This window comes from Clostridioides sp. ES-W-0016-02, from assembly GCF_020641035.1.
Taxonomy (GTDB): domain Bacteria; phylum Bacillota; class Clostridia; order Peptostreptococcales; family Peptostreptococcaceae; genus Clostridioides.
The window spans coordinates 4,173,253-4,189,111 of the sequence record NZ_CP061361.1 but is presented as its reverse complement, the minus strand read 5'-3'; the positions used below and the strand labels follow the sequence as shown (position 1 = coordinate 4,189,111).

Below are 15,859 nucleotides of genomic sequence, written 5' to 3'. Positions count from 1 at the left end.
AATATAAACCTCCGAACAGAATAATTAATATTTTCCACAAAGTTATTAACAGAAAAGCAAAAATATATATAAATTTTACAGAATAACTAAATTTATGGATAATGGTGTTGATAAATTAATAATAGTATAAATTATTAAAAAAATATGAAAAGATATAAACAATATGTAGATAAAGTTATAAATAACATAAACATACAATAAATGGTGATTATAACTAGAGTATTGTCAGTAATCTTAAAAGTTATACACAAAAGTATCCACAAGCTGTGAATAATTTTTAATAAGTTGATAACATTTATACACATTATCAACAAGTATATTTATAATATCAAAATATATGTCAAACTTCAATGATTTGTAACTAATTTATCCACAATATTAACTAATTGTTGATAAAAATATAAACATGTTAAATTTGCTTTATTTGTGTATATAATTGAAAAAAATAATTTAGAATAAAATTAAATAGATTTTTACTAGTATTTTCAATAAAAAAAATACATAATATATATATGGTAGATTTTGTGATGCAAGCATACCAAAAACTCGTTGACAACGATAGTAAAAGTATTTATAATTATATGTGTTATGTTTACTTTGAGGGTAAAGTTATTATTTTTATAAACGGAAAATGAAATCTGAAAGGCGGTGCAAAATAATGAGTAAAAGAACTTATCAACCAAAAAAGAGACAAAGAAGTAAAGAACATGGTTTCAGAAAAAGAATGAAGACGTCTAACGGAAGAAACGTGTTAAAAAGAAGAAGAGCTAAAGGAAGAAATAGATTAACTCATTAATTACAAAAGGGCCGCTGCAAAGGTGGCCTTTTTGTGTAAATAATTACAATGCATAGCTGTGTTTATGGAGGTTAACTATGGACTTTAATAGGACAAAGGGGTTAAAAAAAGACTCTGATTTTAGAAAAGTATATAAACACGGCAAATCTTTTGCAAACAGATATTTAGTAATATATATACTTAAAAATAAATCAGATTATAGTAGAATAGGTATTTCTGTTTCAAAGAAAGTAGGAAAAGCTATCACTAGAAATAGAGTAAGAAGATTAATAAAAGAAGTCTACAGATTAAATATTGATGAAAAAATTAAGCCTGGATATGATATAGTATTTATAGCAAGAGTATCTAGTAAAGATGCTAGTTTTAAAGAGATAGACAAGTCTATAAAAAATTTAGTTAAAAGAACGGATATTTCTCTTTAAATTGTATGCTATAAATATGGAGGTTAATAATTTTGAATAAAATAATTTATATATTAAAGGAAATAAGTAGGTATTTATCGAATTTATGTATTTATTTAGTAAAATTTTATCAAAAGTATATATCTCCCTTAAAGGGACCTACTTGTAGATTCTATCCAACTTGCTCACAATATTCAATAGAGGCATTTAAAAAATATGGATTTGTAAAAGGTATGTACTTAACAATAAGAAGACTTCTAAAATGTCATCCTTTTCATCCAGGAGGTTACGACCCTCTAAAATAAAAGAGAGTAACTATTAGGAGGTATAAAAAAATTGAATATAATAGGAAATTTCTTAGGATTAATTCTTAAGGTAATATTTGAATTTGTTAACCACTATGGTATTTCTATAATAATTTTTACTATACTTGTAAAGATTATTTTACTACCATTAACAGTTAAACAGACTAAGTCAACAAAGGCAATGCAAGATATACAACCTCGTATAAAAGAGATACAAGAAAAATATAAAAATAAGCCAGAAAAACAAAATGAAGAAATTGTTAAGTTATATGGAGAAGCTAAAATTAATCCACTATCTGGTTGTTTACCTTTATTAATACAGTTTCCTATATTAATAGGATTATTTAGCGTTTTAAGAGAGCCAGTTGCTCATGGCGTTTTTGCAAATCAAGCTGCATTTATGGCAGCTGACAATGGGTTTTTATGGATAAAAAGTTTAACAGCACCAGATTATGTATTAGCAGTATTTTCAGGAGCAAGTGCATATGTAATGCAAAAGGTAATGACTCCAAAGGACCAACTACAAGGCTCTATGAAAGTAATGACATATGTAATGGCAGGGATGTCTTTCTATTGGGGATTTATATTCCCAGCAGGACTTACATTGTACTGGACAGTAAGTAACTTATTCTCAATAGCTCAGTATTACTTAATAATGAATCCTTTAAAAGCTAAGCTGGCTGCTAACTCTAAGGAGGAAAAAGTTAATGAGAAAAAGCCTAAAATTAATAAAAAGTAAAAGTAAAGAAGAAGCTATAAATAAGGCGATAGCAGATTTAAATTTAAAAGTAGAGGATATAGAGGTAGAAATACTAGAAAATCCAAGCAAGGGGTTTTTAGGTTTTATAGGTGCTAAAGATGGTACCTATGAAATTTTTGTTATTGAAAGGGAACTAGATGTAGCTAAAAATTTTATAGAGGTAATGTTGAAAAATGCAAATGTTGATGCCAAAGTCAATGTATCTCAAAAAGATAATTTAATCATGGTTGATATTGAAGGCAAAGAAGCTGCAAGTTTAATTGGTAGAAGAGGGGAAACTTTAGATTCTATTCAATTTTTAACTGGATTAGCTCTTAATAAAATAAATAAAGACTCTCATACAAGAGTACTTGTAGATATAGAAAACTATAGGTCAAAAAGAGAAGAATCTTTAATAAGATATGCTAATAAGGTTGCTAGAGAAGTAGCGAAAACAAGAAAAACTAAAAAATTAGATTATATGAATCCATATGAGAGAAGAATAATACATTCAGCCCTTCAAAATGACAAATATGTAATTACATATAGTGAAGGAACCGATCCATATAGAAGATTAGTAATTGAGTGTAAAAGATAAAATCAACCTCCTAAACATTAGGGGGTTTTATTTTTTAATCTTATTAAATCATTGTAATTGGTCAAAAATAAATCTATATGTAAAAATTATAAATTAAGAGGTGATAAATTTGTTTATAGATGATACAATAGCGGCTATAGCTACAGCACCTGGAGAAGGTGGTATAGGTATACTGAGAATAAGTGGAGAAAAAGCTTTAAAAGTTGCAGAAGAAATCTTTAAATCCATGTCAGGAAAGAGTATAAAAGATTATAATAAAAGAACATTAATATATGGAAATATTGTAGATAATGAAAATGCAATAGATGAAGTATTATTGGCATATATGAAGGGGCCCAATTCATACACAGGAGAAGATGTTATAGAAATAAATTGCCATGGTGGATTTATTTCAGTAAAGAAAATTTTAGAACTAATATTATCTAAAGATGTTAGATTGGCAGAAGCTGGGGAGTTTACTAAAAGAGCATTTTTAAACGGAAGAATAGATTTATCTCAAGCAGAAGCAGTAATAGATGTTATAAAGGCAAAAACTGATATAGCTCATGAAGTTGCTCAAAACCAGTTAGAGGGTTCTCTATCAAAGAAGATAAGAGACTTAAGAGATAAAGTTACTGAGATACTGGCACATGTAGAAGTTGCTATAGATTATCCTGAAGAAGATATTGAACATATAACATATCAAACGCTTAAGGATAAAACTGGTGAACTTAAAAAAGAAATTAAAAAATTATATGATACAGCTGAAAGTGGGAAAATACTTAGAGAAGGCTTGAAAACAGTAATTGTTGGGAAACCAAATGTAGGAAAATCTTCACTGCTTAACTCTATTTTGGGAGAAAATAGAGCTATAGTTACAGATATACCAGGAACTACTAGAGATGTTATAGAGGAATTTGTTAATATAAAAGGTATACCTCTTAAGATAGTTGATACAGCAGGTATAAGAGATACTGATGATATAGTTGAAAAAATAGGCGTTGAGAAATCTAAAGAATCATTTACAAGTGCTGATTTAATTATAATGGTTTTAGATGCATCAAGAAAGTTGTCAGAAGAAGATGTAGAAATATTAAAGAAGCTTAAAGATAAACAAACAATAGTACTATTAAATAAAAATGACTTAAAACAAGAGATTGAAGAAGAAAAAATACTTAAATATGTAGAAAATAATAGTATAATAAGAATATCAGCTTTACAGCAAGAAGGAATAGAAGCATTACAAGATAAGATAGAGTCTATGGTATATAAAGGAAGTATCAAAAACAATTCTAGTTTAATAGTAACTAATTCTAGACATAAGGATGCACTTGGTAAGGCATATAAGTCTGCAACAGATGCTTTAATTGCTCTAGAACAAAGTATGCCATTTGACTTTGTAGAAGTAGATTTAAAAAATATATGGGACTACCTTGGATATATTAATGGAGATACAGTAACAGAAGATTTATTAGATAATATATTCCACAACTTCTGTATAGGAAAATAGGATGTAAAACACAAAAGGAAAGAAGATATAGAAGTAATAAATTTCATTTTTTATTGTAGAAATTATAGATATTTTATAGTGTTTCTCATGAAACATTAATATTAAAAAGAAAGGAATTATAAATGATAAAGTTTGAAGCAGGAAAATATGATGTTATAGTAGTTGGGGCAGGTCACGCGGGATGTGAAGCTGCTTTAGCTACGGCAAGAATGGGATATAAAACTTTGATAATAACAATGTCTTTAGATTCTATTGCATTAATGCCTTGCAATCCATCAATTGGTGGAACGGGTAAAGGTCAGTTAGTAAAAGAGATAGATGCTTTAGGTGGTCAAATGGGACTAAATATAGACAAGACATATATACAAAGTAGAATGTTAAATACTGCTAAAGGACCAGCAGTTCATTCCTTGAGAGCCCAAGCAGATAAATTTAAATACCATGAAGAAATGAAAAAAACATTAGAAAATGAGCCAAACCTCGATATAGCTATGGATGAAGTTGTAGAAATATTACATGAAGGAAATGTTGTAATAGGTGTTGGAACTAAGCTAGGATGTTCATTTAAATCTAAAGCTGTAATATTAGCTACTGGAGTTTATTTAAATTCAAAAATATATATGGGTGAGGTGGCATTTTACGAAGGTCCTAATGCATTAGGATATGCAAAATACCTTACAGATAGTTTAGTTGAATTAGGTCTTAGAATGAGAAGATTTAAAACAGGAACACCAGCAAGAGTCCATAGAGATAGTATAGATTTCTCTGTAATGTCTCTACAAGAAGGTGACGAAAAAGTAACTCCTTTCTCATTTATGAATGAAAACATAGAGAAAGAGCAAGAACCTTGTTATTTAACAAGAACCACTGAAGATACTCAAAGAGTTATACTAGATAATTTAAAAAGGTCTGCCATGTATAGTGGAGTTATAGAAAGTACTGGGCCAAGATATTGTCCTTCTATAGAAGATAAAGTAGTAAGATTTAGTGATAAAACTTCACATCAATTGTTTATAGAGCCAGAGGGTTTGAATACTAAAGAAATGTATATTCAAGGGATATCAACTAGTTTACCTTTTGAAGTTCAACTAGATATGTATAAAACTATAAAGGGGCTTGAAAACTGTAAGATAATGAGACCTGCATATGCTATAGAATATGATTGTGTTGACCCAACACAATTAAAAATAAGTTTAGAAATAAAAGGTGTTGAAAACTTATTTAGTGCAGGGCAATTTAATGGAACTTCTGGATATGAAGAAGCAGCAGCTCAAGGGCTTATGGCGGGTATAAATGCTGTTAGAAAGATAGAAGGAAAAGAACCTTTTGTATTAGATCGTTCAGAAGCATATATAGGTGTATTATTAGATGACCTTGTTACTAAAGGAACTAATGAACCTTATAGAATGATGACATCAAGAGCAGAATATAGATTGTATTTAAGACAAGATAATGCGGATATGAGATTAACTCAAAAGGGTTATGAATTAGGCTTAGTTAAAAAAGATAGATATGAAAGATTCATAAATAAGAAGAATGCTGTTGAAAAAGAATTTGAAAGATTAAAGAGCGAAAGAGTTACACCAAAGGAAGTAAATAATTTACTAGAAGAAAAAGGTGCAACGCCAATAAAAGTTGGAATATCACTGTATGAGTTTTTAAAAAGACCAGAAGTATCCTATGAATTGCTTGAAGAAATAGGAAAAGATGCTGGTGAAGATGTTTCAAGAGAAGTTAAAGAACAATGCGTAATAATGACTAAGTATGAAGGTTATATAGACAAGCAATTAAAACAGATAGACCAATTTAAAAAGCTTGAGAATAAAAAATTAGATGAAAAAATAAATTATTCATCAATAGAAGGACTTAGATTAGAAGCAAGACAAAAGTTAGATGACATAAAACCTATTTCAATAGGTCAAGCATCTCGTATATCAGGTGTTTCTCCAGCTGATATATCAGTGTTACTTATACACCTAGAACAAGTTAGAAGAACTAGAGGTGGAAAAAGTGAATAATATAAAACTTCTAGAAAATGGAATTAAAAATTTTAATATAGATACAAATGATGATATGTTACAAAAATTTAAAACTTATAGAGATATACTAGTTGATTGGAATCAAAAAATGAACCTTACAGGAATAGAGGATGAAAAAGAAGTATATATAAAACACTTTTTAGACTCTATTTCAGCTGTAAAAAATGGATATATAAAAAATGGTATGTCCATAATAGATGTTGGTACAGGTGCTGGTTTTCCAGGTATACCACTAAAAATATGTTTAGAGGAGTTAGAGTTAACCTTATTGGACTCTTTAAATAAAAGAATAAGCTTTCTAGAAGAAGTTGCTAGAGCATTAGAACTAGAGGGTATTAAATTTATACATGGAAGAGCTGAAGATTTTGGAAAAGATGAAAAGTACAGGGAAAAGTATGATATTGCTACAGCAAGAGCTGTAGCTGGATTACCAATTCTTATGGAATTTTGTGTACCATTTGTAAAAGTAGGAGGATATTTTATTTGTTTAAAAGGTCCAAATGCTAATCTAGAATTAGAGGAATCAAAAAAGGCTATAGATATTTTAGGATTAGAGTTTGTTGAAAAAATAGATGTAGAATTACCAGAAATAGATTTAAATCATAATATATTAGTTTTTAAAAAGATACATGAAACACCAGTTAAATACCCTAGAAAAGCTGGTAAGCCAGCTAAAAATCCTATTAAATAATCAAGATATTAATTAGTAGGCAACCTTAATCATTTCTCAGGAAATAATTAAGGTTGCCTCAAAACAAACAAAAATAAAGGAATTATTAAAGTAGATGCAGAAATAAAATTGTATGTACATATAGAGAACAAAAATATTTATATCTAAAATAAGAGAGGTATGTTATGGAAGATAAAAGAGTTATGGAGATACCTATAGAAGATATAGTTCCAAATCCATACCAACCAAGAAAAATATTTTCACAAGTTTCATTGGAGGAATTGAGCAATTCTATAAAGGTATATGGTATAATTCAACCTATAACAGTTAGAGCAAAAGATGGTAAATATGAACTAATTGCTGGAGAAAGAAGATTAAGAGCAGCTAAGTTAGCAGAGCTTAAAACTGTACCAGCAATTATAAATAATATGAACGATGAATCTTCTGCTGTTCTAGCGTTATTAGAAAATTTGCAACGAGAAGACTTAAATTTTATTGAAGAAGCAATTGGCTATGAAAACTTAATAAAAGAGCATGCTTTTACTCAACAGCAATTAGCAGAAAAATTAGGTAAAAATCAATCTACTGTAGCAAACAAGCTTAGAATATTAAAGCTTCCAAACGATATAAAAATGAAGCTAATAGAGAATAATTTAACAGAAAGACATGCTAGGGCATTCCTTAAATTACCAAGTGAAGATTTAATGAAAAGTGTACTAGAAAAGGTCATAAAGAATGAATTGACTGTTAAAAAAACAGAAAAACTGATACAAGATATACTAGAAGAAATTGAAATTCAAGAAGAGCCTGATAAAAAACAGAATATAAAGGGTGCTATGAGTATAAGAATTTACATAAATACTATAAAGCAAGCCTTTGATGCTATATCAAATACAGGAATTGATGCTAAGTATAATGAAATAGATAAGGGAGATTATATGGAAGTTGTTGTAAAAATCCCTAAAAAATAGAGATTACTGCTTACCAGTAATCTTTTTTTTTAAAACAAGCCTTGTAATATAAATTGATTTATAGACATTATTTATAATTATAAAAGCAACTAGTCAATATTTAAAATTAATTTGATTCTTAAAGGGGGGAACATCATGGGCAAAGTTATAGCTATATTTAATCAAAAGGGCGGAGTCGGAAAAACTACAACAAATGTAAATTTAAGTGCCAGTTTAGGAACCTTAGGAAAAAAGATATTAGTATTAGATTTGGACCCTCAAGGAAATACAACTAGTGGATATGGTATTGATAAAAATGAAGTAGAAAATACAATCTATGAGATTATGTTAGATGGTTTGCATATTAAAGAAGCAATAATAAAAACAGAGTTTGAAAATGTAGATGTAGTTCCATCAGCTACGGAACTAGCAGGTGCAGAGATAGAGCTTGCATCTATAAATAATAGAGAGTATATTTTAAAAAATTCCATAAAAGTAGTAAAGGATGAATACGACTATATATTTTTGGATTGCCCACCTTCACTTGGAATGCTTACAATAAATTGTCTAACGGCTGTAGATAGTGTTTTAATTCCTATACAATGTGAATATTATGCCTTAGAAGGTGTAAGTCAATTAATGGAGACTATAAAATTAGTAAAATCAAGATTAAATACAGATATAGAAATTCAAGGTGTTGTTTTGAGTATGTTTGATGGAAGAGCCAATCTATCAATACAAGTTGTTGAAGAAGTTAAAAAGTACTTTAAAGGTAGTGTATACACTACTCTAATTCCAAGAAATGTAAGACTTGCAGAAGCTCCTAGTCATGGTAAACCAGCAATTTATTATGATAAAAGATGTAGGGGGTCTGTAGCTTATTTGGAACTAGCAGAAGAATTTATAGATTTAGAAGAGGAGGAGTGGTAGTATGGAGAATAAGTCTAAAAGAAGTAATAGATTGGGTCGAGGTCTTAGTGCATTGATACCAGAAATTAAAGGAGAAACTTCAGATAAAGAAATAGTTAATATAGATATAGACAAAATATATCCAAACGAAGTTCAGCCAAGAAAGCAATTTGATGAAGAAAAAATAAAAGTATTATCTGAGTCTATAAAAAATTATGGTGTACTACAACCAATAGTAGTTAAAAGAGATGAAAACAATAAGTACATGATAATAGCTGGTGAAAGAAGATTTAGAGCATCAAAACTTGCAAATAAAAGTCAAATACCTGCTATAATTAAAGATATAGAGATGAAAGACATAATGGAGATAGCTTTAATTGAAAACTTACAGAGAGAAGATTTAAATTCAATAGAAGAAGCACTAGCATATAAAAGTTTAATTGAGCATTATAATGTAACTCAAGAAGAAATATCAGAAGCTGTCGGTAAAAGTAGACCTCATATAACTAACACTTTGAGACTTTTAAATCTAGGACAAGATGTTATAGACATGATAGATAGTGGTAAAATCACAGCAGGTCATGGAAAGGCTCTATTAAGAATTGTAGATAAAAAATTACAACTACAAATTGCAAAAAAGATAGAAGAGGAAGAACTTTCTGTAAGAGAAGTTGAAAACATTGCAAAAAAAATATCTGAAAATAAAGAAGAAGATATGCCAAAGAAGTCTAAGCCTAAAGATGTATTTATTTTAGATGTAGAAGATAAACTTAGAAATATTTTTGGAACTAAAGTAAATATTTCCAAAGGTAAGAAAAAAGGTAAAATAGAGATAGAATACTATAATGATGATGATTTAAACAGTATTGTATCAATGCTTCTTGAATAACACACAAATATAAAATAGAGAGGACGATGAATATGATTTATCTAGACAATGCTGCAACTACATATCCAAAACCAGAAAGAGTTTATGATGCTGTTTTAGATTGTATGAAAAACTATTGTGCAAATCCAGGAAGAGCAGGGCATAAGCTTGCTATGCGAGCTGCTAGAGAAATTTATGATACAAGAGAAAATATAGCTAAGTTATTTAATGTAAGTAATCCTATGAATATAGTATTTACGTCTAATGCAACAGACTCTTTGAATTTAGCAATAAAAGGTGTATTACAAAAAGGAGATCATGTAATAACAACATCTATGGAACATAATTCAGTAATAAGACCTATAAAAGCTCTTGAGAAAAAAGGGGTTGAAAATACTGTAGTAAAATGTGATGATGAAGGTTTTTTAGATTATGAAGAGTTAGAAAAATCAATAAAGGATAACACTAAGCTGATTGTAACTACACATGCATCTAATGTATGTGGAACATTAATAGATATAAAAAAAGTTGGAGAAATAGCTAAGAAACATAATATAATATTCTTGGTAGATGCATCACAAACAGCAGGTGTTTATGATATAGATGTGAAGAAATGTAATATAGATATGTTGGCTATGCCAGGTCATAAATGCTTATTTGGACCTCAAGGAACAGGTATCTTATATGTAAGAGAAGGCCTAAATTTGAATATATTAAAAGAGGGTGGAACAGGTAGTAAATCAGAAGAAATGGTTCAACCAGAACTGTTCCCAGATAAATACGAGTCAGGAACTCATAATACTCCAGGTATAGCAGGGCTTAACCAAGGTGTATTATTTATATTTGAAAGAGGAATCAACAATATAAGACAACATGAAGAAGAATTATGTCAATATATGCTAAATAAGTTAGAAGAAGTATCAGATATAAAGATATATGGACCAAAAGACAGTAAAAAAAGAGCCTCAGTAATAGCTATAAATATAGGAAACATGGATTCTGGAGAGGTTACTTTCTTATTAGATAGTGAATATAATATAGCAACTAGATCAGGAATACATTGTTCTCCATTAGCTCATACTACTTTAGGTACGTTAAAACAAGGTGCGGTAAGATTCAGTATAGGATATTTTAATACGAAAGATGAGATAGATAAAGCAATAGATGCCTTGAAGAAAATTTCAAAAAATAAATAGTATAAATTACAACATAAAAATAGTGTCAACTTTATAGATAGTTGACACTATTTTTGTAGCTTAATATAATTTAAAAACTTACTTTAAATAATCTCCATCTTCAAGAACTATATGACCACTTTCATAGTTAGCGCCATCAACAGTAAGCTTTATTTGTTCAACATTCATGTTTTTTATGTAAGTACGTGCAACTGAATCAAGCATTAAAGTTTCTGCATCACTACCTAAGTTTGATTTTGTAAAATCAGAGTTAACATCTAATATACCAGTTTTTACACCATCAATATCTTTTGTAGTAAATGAATTTAGTTTTGCAGATTCTGGAATTACTTTAAGCTTTTGTAGTTCAGCAAATAAAGTGTTTTCATCAATTTTTTCTAAATCAACCTTATTCTCAATTAAATCTGTTTTGTCTACATCAAAAGAATAAATAACAGCAGACTCCGTCTTTTTTTCTTCCTTTGGAGCTGATGTAGACTTTTTATTAGGAACTTCTTTTTCATCATTATTTTCTTTATTGTTTTCTTCCTTTGGTTGCTCAACATTTGTATTATTTTTAGTTTCTTTTTTAGTTGCTTCATTTTGAGCATTGCTACATCCAACTGCCAATATAGATATAGATAATATACTTAACACTAACATTATTTTCTTGTTTTTCATAAAAATTACTCCTCTCAAGATACTATTCTTATATATAATTATAATCGTTATGACTGAATATATGAATACAAAATAGTAACAAATTTAAAAAATGATTTATTTAAGTTAATTAAATACAAAATAAACTAAATATTAGTCATTTTTATGGGAAATCATTTAATGTATAGAGAAAATATTGTAAAATAAAAGTAGTGTTTTTAAAATAAATATAAGTTATAATTATATTATAAAAAAATGTCTTCAAAAGGTGGGAATAGTATGGAAATTTTGAGCTTAGGAGAAAAGATTAAGAAATTAAGAAAAGAAAAAAATATGACATTAAAAGAGTTAGCTGGAGATAGAATAACAGCAGCACAAATAAGCCATATAGAGAGAGATAAATCTCATACTAGTTATGAACTGTTGGAATATCTAGGTGATAAGTTAGATGTAAGCGTGGAATATTTATTAGAAACAAAAGAAATGCAGTCAAAAAAGATAACAGATAATTTAATACTGCAAAGTGAAATTTATATAAAAGAGAATGAGTTAAACAAGGCTGAGGACCAAATAAAAGAAGTTTTAGATATATGTAAGAGATACGATTTAATGGAGAACTATGGCAGATGCAATTTTCTTATGGCTAACATTAACTTAAAAAAATCTAATTACAATAATGCTATAGAAAACTTTGAAAAGGCTTTATTTTTCTTTATAAAAAACAATGATAGTGAAAACATACTAAAGTGCTATTTAAACATAGGAAAGATATATATGCAAGAAGACTTTTATAAAGGTGCGATAAGTCACTTTAATTTTGCAGAGGAAATTTTGTCAGAGAATAAGTTTGAAGATATTAACGTATATAAGGAATTATATAGTAAGATGGCATATTGTTATATAAAATTAGATAATCCAAATATGTCATTAAAGTACATAGATAAAATAAATGAAATAGATAATAAAAATGATAGAAAAGAAGATGTCGATATTTTGGTGTTAAAAGCAAACAACATGCTTGAGATTGGAAAATATGAGGAATCAAAAGAGTATTTTAAAAAAGCACTAAAAATACTTGAAAATGAAGATAATAAAACTGGAATAGCAAATGTATACTTAACAATTTGTGATGTTTATAGAAAAATAGGTGAGACAGATAGAGTTCTTGAATATTCTCAAAAAGTGTACAACATAAAGAAAAATGATGAAGACGAATATATGATGTCAGGTTTATTCAAGATAATAGAAGCGTACATAGATAAAGAAGATTATGATTTAGCTAGAAAATATTGTAAAATAGCTTTAGCATCATCAATAAAAAATAAAAATAAGTTTAATGAGTATAAGGCATTAAAATTCTATTCTAATATGTATAAGAATCAAAATGAAATTACTCTTGCTATTGAGTATTTAATTAAATGTATAAAAATAGTATCAGACTTAGGTAATAATAAGATATTAGCAAACTTGTACATAGACTTAGGTCAATTATATTCAAGCATATCAAAAGAGAAAGAATTAGAGTACTACCAAAAGGGAGTATTTATGTATAAAAATTTAGAGATAATGTAAGTATAATAAACCTATAATAGTATAGAAACAATCTATAACAAGCAAGATAATATCTATGATAAAATATAAATTGTATGAATAATTTTAAGGAGATGAATCAAACAATGAGTATAAAAATAGATGCTAGAGGGCTTGCTTGTCCTAAACCAGTTATAAATACAAAAAAAGAATTAGATAATATAGAAGAAGGCATTGTAGTTACAACAGTTGACAATGAAACAGCAAAAGAAAATATATTAAAGCTTGCTAAATCTTTAAATTGTGAAGCAAGGATTGTTGATGAAAAAGAAAACTTAATTTCTATAGAAATTAAAAAAGGTAATAATGTTGTAGTTCAAAAAGAAGAAAGCGAACTAGAAGATACATGTGTATTTATATCTTCAGATAAGATGGGATTGGGAAATGATGAATTAGGACAAGTATTAATAAAAGGTTTTATATATACTTTAACAGAATCAAAGCCATATCCTAAACATATACTTTTAGTTAATGGAGGAGTAAAATTAAGTGCTGAAAATGAAGCAACTATAGAAAATCTTAAAATACTTGAAGATGCAGGGGTAGAAATTTTATCTTGTGGAACTTGTTTAGATTACTATAATTTAAAAGAAAAATTACAAGTTGGTTCAGTTACAAATATGTACACTATAGTTGAAACATTAAAAAATGCATCAAATACTATTTCTATATAATGTATGTTTGTTTAACAATATAAAGTTAATAGGAAATATTAAACTAAAGAAAAGTAGATAGTCAGAAAGGATTAAGCAATGAATCAAATGTATATAGTATCATTTAATTCTACACATCATGCAATAAGGTCAGAAAAGCTATTTGGTGAAAATGGTTTAAAAGTAATGGCTCTTCCAACACCAAGAGAAATAACAGCAAGCTGTGGAATATCAATTAAATTTTCTTTTGAAGATATGAAAAAAATAAAGACAATTTTAGTTGAAAATAATGTAGATATAAAGGGAATTTACTGTATAAGTAAATTAGAGGATGGCTCAAGGGAAGCAAAGAAGTTAGATTAGGAGGCTAATTATTTATGCCAATGGATTTAAAAATAGGGGATATTGTTGAATTGAAAAAACAACATGCATGTGGATGTAAAGAGTTTGAAATCGTAAGAACTGGAATGGATATAAAGATAAAATGTACGAAATGTTCAAGGCTAATAATGCTTGATAGAGAGACATTAGAAAAGAGAGTAAAAAAGCTAATAAAAAAATGATATAAATTTAACATTTAAAAAATGTCAAATACCGTATATTAATATCCAAATTTTTGGTATAATAGAAATTGAAGAAAACATTTTCATGGGGGTGCTTTAATTATGGCAGTTAAATATGCAAAAAGAATGGAAGGTTTACAAGGATCTGAAATACGTGAGCTTTTAAAACTTACTCAACAACCACAAATAATATCTTTTGCGGGTGGAATGCCTGCTCCAGAATTATTTCCAGTTGAAGAAATGAAAAAAGTATCAGTTGCAGTGCTTGAAGAAAATGGAAGATCAGCTATGCAATATACTACAACAGAAGGATATGAACCATTAAGAGAAAAAATAGCAGCTAGAATGAATGACAAAAACAAAACTAATGTAAATAAAGATGATATATTAGTTACAAGTGGTTCTCAACAAGGTCTAGATTTTGCAGGAAAAGTATTTATTGATGAAGGTGATGTAATTTTATGTGAAAGCCCATCTTACATAGGAGCTATAAATGCATTTAAATCTTACCAACCTAAATTCATAGATGTTCCAACAGATTCTAATGGAATGATAATGGAAGAACTAGAAAAAATACTAGAAACAACTGATAGAATAAAAATGATTTATGTAATACCTGATTTCCAAAATCCAACAGGAAGAACTTGGCCACTTGAAAGACGTAAAAAATTCATGGAAATAGTAAATAAATATGAAATACCAGTAATAGAAGATAATCCATATGGAGATTTAAGATTTGAGGGAGAATCTTTACCATCTTTAAAATCAATGGATACAAAAGGATTAGTAATATTCTTAGGAACTTTCTCTAAAATATTCTGCCCAGGATACAGATTAGGATGGACTTGTGCTTCTCCAGAAATACTATCTAAATTTAACTTTGCAAAACAAGGTGCAGACTTACAAGCATCAACTATATCTCAAATGGAAGTAAGTAAATTTATGGATATGTATGACTTAGATGAACACGTTGATAAAATAAAAGCTGTTTATATCAAACGTAGAGATGTTATGCTTAAGACTATGGAAGAAGAATTCCCAGAAGGATTAGTATTTACTCATCCAGAAGGTGGATTATTTACATGGGTAGAGCTTCCAAGTAATTTAAATGCTAAAGAATTAATGCCAAAATGCTTAGAAAAGAATGTTGCTTATGTTGCTGGAGGAGGATTCTTCCCTAATGGTGGTAGAGAAAATACTTTCAGACTTAACTATTCAAATATGCCAGAAGAAAAAATAATAGAAGGTATCAAAAACATAGCATCAGTTTTAAAAGAAGCTATGGGTGTTGAAGCTTAATTAAAAATAATAACTTAAGATATATTATAAGGGATGGCAATAGCCATCCCTTGTTAATTTAAAAAATATATTTCACCTTATATTAAATATTAAAATTTGTCCAAAATTTAAATTGACATAAATAAGAAAAAATGATAAAATGTGTAGGTATGAGA

The 15,859-nt window shown here is 28.3% G+C and carries 18 protein-coding genes; 17 read left to right on the top strand and 1 reads right to left on the bottom strand.

Annotated elements, in window-relative coordinates; genetic code table 11:
• The first annotated feature begins 658 nt into the window (after positions 1 to 658).
• The 12 genes from rpmH to IC758_RS19420 all read left to right on the top strand — a co-directional run bounded on the left by rpmH (position 659) and on the right by IC758_RS19420 (position 10,960).
• On the top strand, positions 659 to 796 hold the full coding sequence (rpmH, locus tag IC758_RS19475; protein WP_003420485.1) for a 50S ribosomal protein L34: 138 nt from the start codon (positions 659 to 661) through the stop codon (positions 794 to 796).
• Positions 797 to 873: 77 nt separating this feature from the next.
• Entirely contained in the window at positions 874 to 1,218 is a 345-nt protein-coding gene (gene rnpA, locus IC758_RS19470) for a ribonuclease P protein component (protein ID WP_227436576.1), read from the top strand.
• Positions 1,219 to 1,250: 32 nt separating this feature from the next.
• Positions 1,251 to 1,502, top strand: coding sequence for a membrane protein insertion efficiency factor YidD (gene yidD / locus IC758_RS19465; protein ID WP_227436574.1), 252 nt, complete (start codon positions 1,251 to 1,253; stop codon positions 1,500 to 1,502).
• A gap of 31 nt (positions 1,503 to 1,533) precedes the next feature.
• Entirely contained in the window at positions 1,534 to 2,241 is a 708-nt protein-coding gene (locus IC758_RS19460; protein ID WP_227436572.1) for a YidC/Oxa1 family membrane protein insertase, read from the top strand.
• Positions 2,210 to 2,839, top strand: coding sequence for an RNA-binding cell elongation regulator Jag/EloR (jag, locus tag IC758_RS19455; RefSeq protein ID WP_227825086.1), 630 nt, complete (start codon positions 2,210 to 2,212; stop codon positions 2,837 to 2,839). The genes IC758_RS19460 and jag overlap by 32 nt, the downstream gene beginning before the upstream one ends.
• A 109-nt stretch (positions 2,840 to 2,948) precedes the next feature.
• Positions 2,949 to 4,328 (top strand): tRNA uridine-5-carboxymethylaminomethyl(34) synthesis GTPase MnmE, encoded by a 1,380-nt coding sequence (mnmE, locus tag IC758_RS19450; RefSeq protein ID WP_227483331.1) that lies wholly within the window; start codon positions 2,949 to 2,951, stop codon positions 4,326 to 4,328.
• A 122-nt stretch (positions 4,329 to 4,450) separates the two neighbouring features.
• A complete protein-coding gene (gene mnmG, locus IC758_RS19445) occupies positions 4,451 to 6,346 on the top strand; it encodes a tRNA uridine-5-carboxymethylaminomethyl(34) synthesis enzyme MnmG (protein ID WP_227436566.1) in 1,896 nt (631 codons plus the stop codon).
• Positions 6,339 to 7,058 carry a 16S rRNA (guanine(527)-N(7))-methyltransferase RsmG gene (gene rsmG / locus IC758_RS19440; RefSeq protein WP_227860680.1) on the top strand — a complete coding sequence of 240 codons (720 nt, stop codon included), beginning with the start codon at positions 6,339 to 6,341 and terminating at the stop codon, positions 7,056 to 7,058. Before mnmG ends, rsmG begins: the two co-directional genes overlap by 8 nt.
• 164 nt (positions 7,059 to 7,222) lie before the next feature.
• Positions 7,223 to 8,008: a nucleoid occlusion protein gene (gene noc / locus IC758_RS19435; protein ID WP_227436562.1), complete on the top strand. Its 786-nt coding sequence runs from the start codon at positions 7,223 to 7,225 to the stop codon at positions 8,006 to 8,008.
• 135 nt (positions 8,009 to 8,143) lie between these two features.
• The gene (locus IC758_RS19430; RefSeq protein ID WP_227436560.1) at positions 8,144 to 8,917 is read left to right on the top strand and encodes a ParA family protein; all 774 of its coding nucleotides are present in this window, start codon (positions 8,144 to 8,146) and stop codon (positions 8,915 to 8,917) included.
• Position 8,918: 1 nt separating this feature from the next.
• Positions 8,919 to 9,785 carry a ParB/RepB/Spo0J family partition protein gene (locus IC758_RS19425; protein WP_227436557.1) on the top strand — a complete coding sequence of 289 codons (867 nt, stop codon included), beginning with the start codon at positions 8,919 to 8,921 and terminating at the stop codon, positions 9,783 to 9,785.
• Between the two features lie 32 nt (positions 9,786 to 9,817).
• Positions 9,818 to 10,960: an aminotransferase class V-fold PLP-dependent enzyme gene (locus tag IC758_RS19420; RefSeq protein WP_227825083.1), complete on the top strand. Its 1,143-nt coding sequence runs from the start codon at positions 9,818 to 9,820 to the stop codon at positions 10,958 to 10,960.
• 78 nt (positions 10,961 to 11,038) lie between these two features.
• On the opposite strand, the gene IC758_RS19415 is transcribed toward IC758_RS19420, so the two are convergent.
• Positions 11,039 to 11,620, bottom strand: a complete 582-nt coding sequence (locus IC758_RS19415) for a GerMN domain-containing protein (protein ID WP_227436554.1) — start codon at positions 11,618 to 11,620, stop codon at positions 11,039 to 11,041.
• A gap of 258 nt (positions 11,621 to 11,878) precedes the next feature.
• Here IC758_RS19415 and rstA point away from each other — a divergent pair, with 258 nt between their 5' ends.
• From rstA to IC758_RS19390, 5 genes are all read left to right on the top strand, one after another.
• Positions 11,879 to 13,171: a toxin production/motility transcriptional repressor RstA gene (rstA, locus tag IC758_RS19410; RefSeq protein WP_227436552.1), complete on the top strand. Its 1,293-nt coding sequence runs from the start codon at positions 11,879 to 11,881 to the stop codon at positions 13,169 to 13,171.
• A 104-nt stretch (positions 13,172 to 13,275) separates the two neighbouring features.
• Positions 13,276 to 13,863, top strand: coding sequence for a sulfurtransferase-like selenium metabolism protein YedF (gene yedF / locus IC758_RS19405; RefSeq protein WP_227436550.1), 588 nt, complete (start codon positions 13,276 to 13,278; stop codon positions 13,861 to 13,863).
• 78 nt (positions 13,864 to 13,941) lie between these two features.
• On the top strand, positions 13,942 to 14,205 hold the full coding sequence (locus IC758_RS19400; RefSeq protein ID WP_227436548.1) for a DUF3343 domain-containing protein: 264 nt from the start codon (positions 13,942 to 13,944) through the stop codon (positions 14,203 to 14,205).
• Positions 14,206 to 14,219: 14 nt separating this feature from the next.
• Positions 14,220 to 14,405: a DUF951 domain-containing protein gene (locus IC758_RS19395; RefSeq protein ID WP_054275506.1), complete on the top strand. Its 186-nt coding sequence runs from the start codon at positions 14,220 to 14,222 to the stop codon at positions 14,403 to 14,405.
• A 102-nt stretch (positions 14,406 to 14,507) separates the two neighbouring features.
• A complete protein-coding gene (locus IC758_RS19390) occupies positions 14,508 to 15,704 on the top strand; it encodes a PLP-dependent aminotransferase family protein (protein ID WP_227851740.1) in 1,197 nt (398 codons plus the stop codon).
• Positions 15,705 to 15,859 lie beyond the last annotated feature (155 nt).